10 protein-coding genes are annotated in these 9,426 nt (G+C 74.5%); 1 reads left to right on the forward strand and 9 read right to left on the reverse strand.

Annotated elements, in window-relative coordinates; translation table 11 throughout:
• The 4 genes from whiA to uvrC form a co-directional block, all read right to left on the reverse strand.
• Nucleotides 1-528 (reverse strand): DNA-binding protein WhiA (gene whiA / locus GTW08_RS29630; protein ID WP_161152843.1); only part of this gene is annotated, 528 nt, incomplete at its 3' end.
• Nucleotides 519-1,550 carry a gluconeogenesis factor YvcK family protein gene (gene yvcK, locus GTW08_RS29635; RefSeq protein WP_083658452.1) on the reverse strand — a complete coding sequence of 344 codons (1,032 nt, stop codon included), beginning with the start codon at nucleotides 1,548-1,550 and terminating at the stop codon, nucleotides 519-521. The genes whiA and yvcK, both read right to left, overlap by 10 nt.
• Before the next feature lie 29 nt (nucleotides 1,551-1,579).
• The gene (gene rapZ / locus GTW08_RS29640) at nucleotides 1,580-2,479 is read right to left on the reverse strand and encodes an RNase adapter RapZ (protein WP_073574705.1); all 900 of its coding nucleotides are present in this window, start codon (nucleotides 2,477-2,479) and stop codon (nucleotides 1,580-1,582) included.
• A complete protein-coding gene (uvrC, locus tag GTW08_RS29645) occupies nucleotides 2,476-4,455 on the reverse strand; it encodes an excinuclease ABC subunit UvrC (RefSeq protein WP_073574704.1) in 1,980 nt (659 codons plus the stop codon). The genes rapZ and uvrC overlap by 4 nt, the downstream gene beginning before the upstream one ends.
• Nucleotides 4,456-4,645: 190 nt before the next feature.
• Between uvrC and GTW08_RS29650 the strand changes: the two genes are divergently transcribed.
• Nucleotides 4,646-5,446 (forward strand): DUF2786 domain-containing protein, encoded by an 801-nt coding sequence (locus tag GTW08_RS29650; protein WP_322789648.1) that lies wholly within the window; start codon nucleotides 4,646-4,648, stop codon nucleotides 5,444-5,446.
• A 6-nt stretch (nucleotides 5,447-5,452) separates the two neighbouring features.
• On the opposite strand, the gene GTW08_RS29655 is transcribed toward GTW08_RS29650, so the two are convergent.
• The 5 genes from GTW08_RS29655 to ribD form a co-directional block, all read right to left on the reverse strand.
• A complete protein-coding gene (locus GTW08_RS29655; protein ID WP_301549227.1) occupies nucleotides 5,453-5,827 on the reverse strand; it encodes a PH domain-containing protein in 375 nt (124 codons plus the stop codon).
• 163 nt (nucleotides 5,828-5,990) lie between these two features.
• Nucleotides 5,991-6,482, reverse strand: a complete 492-nt coding sequence (gene ribH / locus GTW08_RS29660; RefSeq protein ID WP_073574703.1) for a 6,7-dimethyl-8-ribityllumazine synthase — start codon at nucleotides 6,480-6,482, stop codon at nucleotides 5,991-5,993.
• Between the two features lie 69 nt (nucleotides 6,483-6,551).
• A complete protein-coding gene (locus GTW08_RS29665) occupies nucleotides 6,552-7,820 on the reverse strand; it encodes a bifunctional 3,4-dihydroxy-2-butanone-4-phosphate synthase/GTP cyclohydrolase II (RefSeq protein WP_073574702.1) in 1,269 nt (422 codons plus the stop codon).
• Nucleotides 7,821-7,894: 74 nt separating this feature from the next.
• Entirely contained in the window at nucleotides 7,895-8,527 is a 633-nt protein-coding gene (locus GTW08_RS29670) for a riboflavin synthase (protein WP_073574701.1), read from the reverse strand.
• A 12-nt stretch (nucleotides 8,528-8,539) separates the two neighbouring features.
• The coding region (ribD, locus tag GTW08_RS29675) for a bifunctional diaminohydroxyphosphoribosylaminopyrimidine deaminase/5-amino-6-(5-phosphoribosylamino)uracil reductase RibD (RefSeq protein WP_161152844.1) at nucleotides 8,540-9,426 on the reverse strand (887 nt) is incomplete at its 5' end.

The raw sequence follows: 9,426 nt of genomic DNA on the forward strand, positions 1-9,426 counted from the left end.
GCGGGCCTTCGCCGCGACGCCCAGCCTGCGTGCCGCGCCGACCAGGGCCAGCGCGGCCTCGGGGCCGGGGCAGGTGACCTCCAGTGCGGAGCTGCGGCCCGGCTCGGTGAGCGACCCGTGCGCGAGGAACGCGCCGCGCCAGGCGGCCTCGGCGTCGGACAGGTCACCGGAGACCACGGGCGGCGGCAGCCCGCGCACCGGGCGGCCACGGTTGTCGAGCAGCCCGGTCTGGCGGGCGAGTCCCTCACCGTCGCGGATCACCCGGATCACGTACCGGGCGCTGCGGCGCAGACCGCCCGCGGTGATCACGTGCGCGTCGGCCGTGTGGCCGTAGAGCTCGTGGATCTCGCGGCGCAGCCTGCGGGCGACCGAGCCGGTGTCGACCTCGGCCTCGATCACCACTCTGCCGCCCACGATGTGCAGGCCGCCTGCGAAGCGGAGCAGCGAGGCGACCTCCGCGCGCCGCGACGACTGCTTGGTGACGGTGAGCCGGCTCAGCTCGTCCTTCACCGTGGCGGTCATGGCCATCGGGAGCTCCTTCCGCGCTGCGGGCTGTCGTGCTGCGGCCTGTCGTGCGTGCCGTTCTCCGCCGGGACCCGGCCGGGGGTCAGGGCGCCGAACACGTCGGCGAGCGCCCCGGCCAGTGCGTCCGGGTCGTGCCGCGGGGTCGCCGCCCGGGCGTCGGCGACGGCGGCCGGCCACACCCGTCCGCCGGGGACCAGCAGGTCGGCGGCGGCCGCGTCCAGCCGGTCCGGCAGGCTCACCGACCCGGCGTCGGCCAGGACGGCGTGCACCCGCAGACCGGGAGCGTGCCCGGACAGTACTTCAAGGTGCTGTTCGGGGGAGAAACCGGCGGTCTCCCCCGGCTCGGGGGCCAGGTTGAGCAGCACGACCCGGGCCGCCGGGGTCTCCAGCAGCGCGTCGCGCAGCCCGGGCACGAGCAGGTGCGGGAGCACGCTGGTGAACCACGAGCCGGGTCCGAGGAGCACGACGTCGGCGTCGCGCACCGCGCGGACGGCCTCGTCGCAGGCGGGCGGGTCGGCGGGCCGCAGCCAGACCCGGCGCACCCGGCCCGGGGTGGAAGCGACGGCGACCTGGCCGCGGATCAGGTGGGCGCCGTCGACGCCGTCCAGCGCGACCTCCGCCTCGATGTCCAGCGGCACCCGGGCCATCGGCAGGACCCGTCCGGCGCAGCCCATCAGCTCGCCGACGGTCGCCAGTGCGCGCACGGGGTCGCCGTCGCGTTCCAGCAGCCCGGCGAGCAGCAGGTTGCCCACCGCGTGCCCGGCCAGGGCGCCGGTCCCGCCGAAGCGGTGCTGGACCAGCCCGGACCAGAAGCGGCCCCGCTCGTCGTCGCCGGCCAGCGCCGCGAGTGCCATCCGCAGGTCGCCGGGCGGGAGCAGGCCGAGCTCGCGGCGCAGCCGCCCCGAGGAACCGCCGTCGTCGGCCACGGTGACCACCGCGGTGATGTCGGTGACCGGCGGGCAGCGGCGCAGCGCGGTCAGCGTGGCGTGCAGGCCGTGCCCACCGCCGAGCGCGACCACCCGCAGTCCCCCGGTGCGCTCGGGTGGGCGTGGGCTCACTCGCGCCCCATGTCGCGGTGCTCGACGTTGACCTGGATGCCCTCGCGGTCGGCGAGCCGGCGCCCGATCTCCTCCGAGATCGCCACCGAGCGGTGCTTGCCGCCGGTGCAGCCGACGGCCACGGTCAGGTAGCGCTTGCCCTCGCGCCGGTACCCGGCGCCGACGAGGTCGAGCAGCTCCAGGTAGCGGTCGACGAACTCCTCCGCGCCCTCCTGGGACAGCACGTAGTCGCTGACCTCCCGGTCGCGGCCGGTGAACGGGCGCAGCTCGGGGATCCAGTGCGGGTTGGGCAGGAACCGCACGTCGACGACGAGGTCGGAGTCCAGCGGCAGCCCGTACTTGTAGCCGAACGACAGCACCGTCACCCGGGTCGCGGCGTGCGCGCTCTCCTGGGCGAACGAGCCCTCGATCCGGGTGCGCAGGTCGTGCACCGACAGGTTCGAGGTGTCGACGACGAGGTCGGCGTCCTCGCGCAGCGGACGCAGCACCTCGCGCTCGGCGCCCAGGCCGTCGGTGATGCGCCCGGCGCCCTGCAGCGGGTGCGAGCGGCGGTTCTGCTCGAAGCGGCGCACCAGCACCGCGTCGGAGGCCTCCAGGAACAGCAGCTTCGGCCGGTAGCCGCGGCCGTCGAGGTCCTTGATGACGGCTCCGAGATCGTCGGTGAACGCGCGGGAGCGCACGTCCATCACCACCGCGATCCGGGCCACCTCGCCCCGGGCCCGCGACCCCAGCTCGACCATCGTGGCGATGAGTTCGGGCGGCAGATTGTCCACCACGAACCAGCCCAGGTCCTCCAGGACCTTCGCCGCGGTGCTGCGCCCGGCCCCGGACAGGCCGCTGACCACCGCGACCTCGATCCCCGGGCCCGCGGTCACCTCGCCGTTGTCGTCGGTCATGCCTTCTCCCCCTCGGTTCCGGCGTGCAGGGCCGCGACCACGGACTCGGCGGTCCGGCGACCGAAGCCGGGCACACCGGCGATCTCGTCGACGTCGGCGGCGCGCACCTTGCGCACCGACCCGAAGTGCTTGAGCAGCGCCTGCTTGCGGGCCGGGCCGAGCCCGGGGACCCCGTCGAGAGCGGACGCCGTCATGCCCTGCGAACGACGCTGGCGGTGATAGGTGATGGCGAACCGGTGCGCCTCGTCCCGGATCCGCTGCAGCAGGTAGAGACCCTCGCTGGTCCGGGACAGGATCACCGGGTCGGTGTCGTGGGGCAGCCAGACCTCCTCGAGGCGCTTGGCCAGCCCGCACACCGCGACGTCGGTGATCCCCAGTTCGGCGAGCTCGGCGGCGGCCGCGTCGACCTGCGGCTTCGCACCGTCGACGACGAGCAGGTGCGGCGGATAGGCGAACTTCTTGGGCCGCCCGGTCTCCGGGTCGATCCCGGTGCGCACGGTGTCACCCGGCGCGACCTCGCCGGAGCCCTCGGTGGGCGCGGGCTCGTCGGCGGTCTCGGCCAGGTAGCGGCGGAACCGGCGGCGCACCACCTCCGCGATCGAGGCGACGTCACCCTCTTGTGCGGCGTCGCGGATCTCGAAGCGGCGGTACTCGGACTTGCGGGGCAGCCCGTCCTCGAACACCACCAGCGACGCGACCACGTTCGTGCCCTGCACGTGGCTGATGTCGATGCACTCGATCCGCAGCGGTGCCTGGTCGAGCTCCAGGTTCTCCTGGATCTCCTGCAGTGCGGCCGAGCGGGCGGTGAGGTCCCCGGCGCGGCGCAGCTTGTGCTGGGCGAACGCCTCCTTCGCATTGCGCGCGACGGTCGCGGCCAGATCACGCTTGTCACCGCGCTGGGGCACCCGGATCTGCACCTTGGAGCCGCGCAGCCCGGTCAGCCAGCGCTCCAGCGCGGGCGTGTCGGAGGGCAGCACCGGGACCAGGATCTCCTTGGGCACCGGCTGCGCCGCGTCGTCGGCGGCGCCCGCGAGGGCGTGCTGCTCGCCGTAGAACTGGGAGACGAACCGCTCGACGAGCTGCTCGGTGTCGGTCGGCTCGACCTTGTCGATCACCCAGCCGCGCTGGCCGCGGACCCGGCCGCCGCGGACGTGGAAGACCTGGACCGCGGCCTCCAACTCGTCCTCGGCGAAGGCGACCACGTCGGCGTCGGTGCCGTCGCCCAGCACGACGGCCTGCTTCTCCAGCGCGCGGCGGAGCGCCCCGAGGTCGTCGCGCAGCCGGGCGGCGCGCTCGAACTCGAGGTTCTCCGAGGCCTCGGCCATCTCGCGTTCGAGCTGGCGGACCATCCGGTCGGTGCGTCCGGACAGGAAGTCGGAGAAGTTCTCGACGATGTCACGGTGCTCGTCGGCGGTGACCGTGCCCACGCAGGGGGCGGAGCACTTGTCGATGTAGCCCAGCAGGCAGGGCCGCCCGATCTGGCCGTGCCGCTTGAAGACCCCCGTCGAGCAGGTGCGCGCGGGGAAGACCCGCAGCAGCAGGTCGAGGGTCTCCCGGATGGCCCAGGCGTGGGCGTACGGGCCGAAGTAGCGGACGCCCTTGCGGCGCGGGCCGCGGTAGACGTGCAGCCGCGGGTACTCCTCGTGCATCGTCACCGCGAGCACCGGGTAGCTCTTGTCGTCGCGGTAGCGGACGTTGAACCGCGGGTCGTACTCCTTGATCCAGTTGTACTCGAGCTGGAGGGCCTCGACCTCGGTCCCGACGACCGTCCACTCCACCTTCGCCGCGGTGGTGACCATCTGCCGGGTGCGCGGGTGCAGGCCGGACAGGTCGGCGAAGTAGGAGTTCAGCCGCTGCCGCAGGCTCTTGGCCTTGCCGACGTAGATCACCCGGCCACGGGGGTCGGAGAAGCGGTACACCCCGGGCGACTCCGGGATCGTCCCGGTCGCCGGACGGTAGGTGCTGGGGTCGGCCATGGTGACTCCCAGGGTAGTTGCGGGCACCGACGGTTCCGGCCCGGCCCCGGCCTCGGCGCGGGCCCCGGACGAGGTGTAGGGACGCGTGTCGGCCGGGGACCGCGCACGAGCGCACCGGAACTGTCGGTAGGGTCCGGTACACCTCGCCCTCGAACACGAGTTCGACCTTACCGAGCCCGAGGAGACCGCCGTGAGCACCGCGCAGGAGACCGGCCCCCGCACCGACATCGGCACCGCGCCGGGTGAGCAGGTGCCCGGGGCCCGGCTGGACCGGATCCGCAAGCTGCTGGCGAAGGCGGAGCGGGCCGGCACCCCGGACGAGGCCGAGATCTACACCGACAAGGCGTTCGCGCTGATGGCACGGCACGGGATCGACGAGGCGCTGCTGGCGGCGGCGCCCGGCGCCGGGCCGTCACGGGCCGACCCGATCGGCCGGAGCCGGATCACCGTCGACAACCCCTACAGCGGGGCGAAGGCGCGGCTGCTGGGGTGGACGGCGTCGGCGCTGCGGTGCCGGTGGGTGATGCACGACCAGCGGGGCGGCTCGGTCGCCGCTGTCACCGTGTTCGGGTTCGCCTCCGACCGGGAGCGGGTGGAGCTGCTCTACACGTCGCTGCTGCTGCAGGCCACGGCCGCGCTGGCCGCGGTCCGCCCGCCGGACCCCGGCGAGTCGGTGGCGGCCTACCGGCGGTCCTGGATCTACGGCTTCGCGGGCCGGGTGTACGAGCGGCTGTGCGAGGCCGAGCGCTCCGCACTGGGCGAGACCGAGGCCGAGACCGGGCGGGCGGCCGCATCGACCGAACTGGTGCTGGCCGACCGCGGCGCCGAGGTCGACCGGGCCTACGACGCCGAGTTCGGCAGGCTGCGCCGCGCCCGCCGCCCGCAGGTGTCGGGCAGCGGCTTCCGGCACGGGGCCGCCGCGGCCGACCGGGCCGACCTGGGCGGCCCGGTCCTGGACCGCCGGGCCGGGGCGCCGGGCATCGGCGCCTGAGCCGGCCTACTCCCCCAGGACGGCGGCGCGGTGCAGGGTGCGCAGGGTCCGGACGTGGCGCACGGCCAGCCCGCGGTCGACGGCCTGCACGGCGAGCACCGACTGGTACTCGTCGTCGGGAAGCTCCAGGCGGGCCGAGGCGGCGCCGTCGGGGAACGAGACGCCGTGCACGTCGGCCCAGTCGTACCACCGGGCGGTGATGACGTTGCGGACCTCGATGCCGTGGCTGTCGGCGCGCACCCGGGGGCGGGCCATGAGCAGCAGCCCGCCGGCGACGAACGCCCCGATGACCATCATCGCGACCTGGTCGGCCGGCTGGAAGATCACCCCGGTGTCCTCGGCGGGCATGAAGTAGGCCGCGATGAAGAAGAACACCATCACGCCGGCGGCGCTGAGCCAGGCGGTCCAGCGGATGACCCGCGGGCGCAGGGTCACCGCGTCCGGTCCGGGTCCGGTCCGGGTCTGCGCCACCGGGGCGGCGGGGGCGGTGGAGTCGGTCGGCTGCTCGGTCACTGGAGTCTCCCTGTGCTGACCCGGGTCGGGGTCACGGGCGGGTCGGGACGCCGGCGCGCAGGTCGCGCAGCGCCAGCGCCGATTCGAGTGCGGCGATGCAGGCCTCGGTCCCCTTGTCCTCGGCCGCGCCCGGCGCGCCGGAGCGGTCGATCGCCTGGTCCACCGTGTCCGTGGTGAGCACGCCGTTGCCGACCGGGGTCGACTCGTCGAGCGCCACGCGGGTGAGGCCCGCGGTGACGGCGTCGCAGACGTACTCGAAGTGCGGGGTGCCGCCGCGGACGACGACACCGAGCGCGACGACGGCGTCGTGGCCACGGGCCAGCTCCTGGGCGACGACCGGCAGCTCGACGGTGCCGGGCACCCGCACGACGGTGGGCTCGGCACCGGCCTCCCGAGCCGTGGCGACGGCCCGTTCCAGCAACCGGTCCACGATCTCGGCGTGCCAGCGGGCCGCCACCACCCCGACCCGCAGTCCGCTCGCGTCCAGCTGCGTGGCCCCGGAGGGCCGGCCCTCACCGCTCATGGGCCGATTCTCGCCTCTCGGCCCGCGCGCCGCGCCACGGGGTCTCCCGGTGCGCGGTGCGCGGCCGGGTCAGAGCGCCGGGTCGGCGACCTCGCCGAGGTCGGGCAGGTCGTGGCCCATCCGGTCGCGCTTGGTCCGCAGGTAGCGCAGGTTCTGCGGGGTCGCGCGCACCGGCATCGGCTCGCGACCGACGACGCGCAGCCCGTAGCCCTCCAGCCCGGCGCGCTTGTCCGGGTTGTTGGTGAGCAGCCGCATCGACTTCACGCCGAGGTCGGCGAGGATCTGGGCGCCGATGCCGTAGTCCCGGGCGTCGGCGGGCAGCCCCATCGCGAGGTTGGCGTCGACGGTGTCGGCGCCGGCCTCCTGGAGCTGGTAGGCCTGCAGCTTGTGCAGCAGGCCGATCCCCCGGCCCTCGTGTCCACGCATGTAGAGCACGACGCCGCGGCCCTCCTTGGCGACGGCCTCCAGGGCCGCGTCGAGCTGGGGGCCGCAGTCGCAGCGCAGCGAGCCGAGGACGTCTCCGGTGAGGCACTCGGAGTGCACCCGGACGAGCACGTCCTCGCCGTCGTCGGCGGGGGTGGCGACGTCGCCCATCACCATGGCGATGTGCTCGGTACCGTCGAGGGTGCAGTCGTAGCCGTGCGCGAGGAAGTCACCGTGGCCGGTGGGGATCCGCGCGGTAGCTACCCGCTCGACGTGCTTCTCGTAGCGGCGCCGGTAGGCGATGAGGTCGGCGATGGTGATCAGCGTGAGGTCGTGGTCGGCGGCGAACACGCCGAGTTCCTCGCCGCGGGCCATCTCTCCGGTGTTCTTCTCCGAGACGATCTCGCACAGCGCGCCGGCGGCGGGCAGGCCCGCCATCCGGGCGAGGTCGACCGCGGCCTCGGTGTGCCCGGGACGGCGCAGCACCCCGCCTTCACGGGCCTGCAGCGGCACGACGTGCCCGGGCCGGACCAGGTCGTGCCGGTCGGTCCCCGGGTCCGCGAGCGTGCGGATCGTGTGCGCACGGTCCTGGGCGGAGATGCCGGTGGTGACGCCCTCCTTCGCGTCCACTGTGACCGTGTACGCGGTGCGGAAGGAGTCGCGGTTGGTGTGGTGCATCGGCGGCAGGTCGAGCCGCTCGCAGGCCTCACCGGTGATGGCCACGCAGACGTAGCCGGAGGTGTAGCGGACGGTGAACGCCAGCAGCTCCGCGGTCGCCTTCGACGCGGCGAAGATCAGGTCGCCCTCGTTCTCGCGGTCCTCGTCGTCCATCACGACGACCGGCTTGCCCTCGGCGATGTCGGCGATGGCCTTCTCGATCTGGGCGAAGCGCTCGGCCCGCTCCGAGGGGGACATCGCGGTGTGCGGGGCGTCCGGCAACTTGCCCGACCCCTGGCCTGCCGGAGTGACCGGCGACGTCAACGGCTCGCTCACCGGGCGACCCCTTCCTGTCCGGACCCGGGCCCCTGCAGGTACCCCGCGGTCATGCGTTCCACGTACTTGGCGATCACGTCGACCTCCAGGTTGACCGGGTCCCCCGGGGCGCGCGACCCCAGTGTGGTCTCGGCGAGGGTCGTCGGGATCAGCGCCACCCCGAACCCGTCCGGGTACACGGTGGCGACGGTCAGCGAGACACCGTCGACGGCGACGGAGCCCTTCTCGACGACGTAGCGGGCGAGCTCGGCGGGCAGCGAGAACCGGACCTCGTCGCTGCGCTCGCCGGGGGTGCGGGAGACCACGGTGCCGATGCCGTCCACGTGCCCCTGCACGATGTGGCCGTCGAGCCGGCCACCGGCGGGCACGGCGCGCTCCAGGTTGACCCCGGACCCGGCACCGACGGCGCCGAGCGAGGTCCGCTTCAGCGTCTCGGGCACCAGCTCCAGGGTGAGCGTGGCCGCGCCCTGCCCGGTGACGACGGCGGTGAGACAACAGCCGTTCACCGCGACCGACTCCCCGTGCCCGACCTCGGCGGCCAGTGCCGCGCGCACGGTCAGCACGACGACGTCGTCGTCGGTGCGGACGTCGACGACCTCGCCGACCTCCTCCACGATCCCGGTGAACATCGCCCGTCCCTCCTACTGCGGCACGTCCGGCCCGGTCGGGCCGGATGCCGGTCGTGCGTCGATGACCACGTCGTCGCCGACGCGGTGGATCTCGTCCACGTGCAACCGAACGATGTCGGCGATCGTTACCACGCCCGCGTCACCGAGGGCGTGCGGTCCCGCGCCGAGCAGGGCCGGGGCCAGGTGCACGAGCACCCGGTCGACGAGTCCTGCGGCGACGAACGCACCGGCGAGGGTCGGTCCGCCCTCGAGGAGCACGTCCACCACGGTCCGGTGGCTGAGCTCGGCGAGCACCTCCCCCGGATCGCGGGTGCGGAGGTGGAGCACGTCGGCGGTGCCGGCTTCGTCGGTCCGGGCCAGCCGGGCGCCGGGCGGGACGTCGCGGTGTCCCACCACCACCCGCAGGGACTGGTGGGAGAACAAGGTGCCGTCGGGCCGGCGGGCGGTCAGCGCCGGGTCGTCGGACAGGACGGTACCCGTGCCCGCGACGATCGCGTCCATCCTGCGGCGCAGGTCATGCACCGTGCCGCGCGCGGCCGGGCCGGTGATCCAGCGGCTGGTGCCGTCGGCGGCGGCGACGCGGCCGTCGAGCGTGGTGGCGACCTTCCAGGTCACGTGGGGGCGTCCGGTGCGCGTGCGGTGCAGCCAGCCGCGCAGCGGACCGAGCGCGACCTCGTCGGCGAGCGTGCCGAGTGTCACATCTACTCCGGCGGCGCGCAGCCGGTCCAGACCGCCCGCGGCGACGGGGTTCGGGTCGGCGACCGCGGCGTGCACGCGGGCGATACCCGCCTCCAGGAGACCTTCCACGCACGGCGGGGTGCGGCCGGTGTGGTTGCACGGTTCGAGGGTGACCACCGCGGTGCCGCCCGCGGCCCGCGGGCCCGCCGCGGCGAGCGCGA

The organism is Pseudonocardia sp. SID8383 (assembly GCF_009864975.1).
Lineage (GTDB): Bacteria > Actinomycetota > Actinomycetes > Mycobacteriales > Pseudonocardiaceae > Pseudonocardia > Pseudonocardia alni.

Bases quoted from the DNA above. Each gene is read 5' to 3' on its own strand.
- uvrC (WP_073574704.1), bottom strand. From the start codon at position 4,455: ATGGCCGACCCCAGCACCTACCGTCCGGCGACCGGGACGATCCCGGAG.
- GTW08_RS29670 (WP_073574701.1), bottom strand. From the start codon at position 8,527: ATGTTCACCGGGATCGTGGAGGAGGTCGGCGAGGTCGTCGACGTCCGC.
- ribH (WP_073574703.1), bottom strand. From the start codon at position 6,482: ATGAGCGGTGAGGGCCGGCCCTCCGGGGCCACGCAGCTGGACGCGAGC.
- rapZ (WP_073574705.1), bottom strand. From the start codon at position 2,479: ATGACCGACGACAACGGCGAGGTGACCGCGGGCCCGGGGATCGAGGTC.
- GTW08_RS29665 (WP_073574702.1), bottom strand. From the start codon at position 7,820: ATGTCCCCCTCGGAGCGGGCCGAGCGCTTCGCCCAGATCGAGAAGGCC.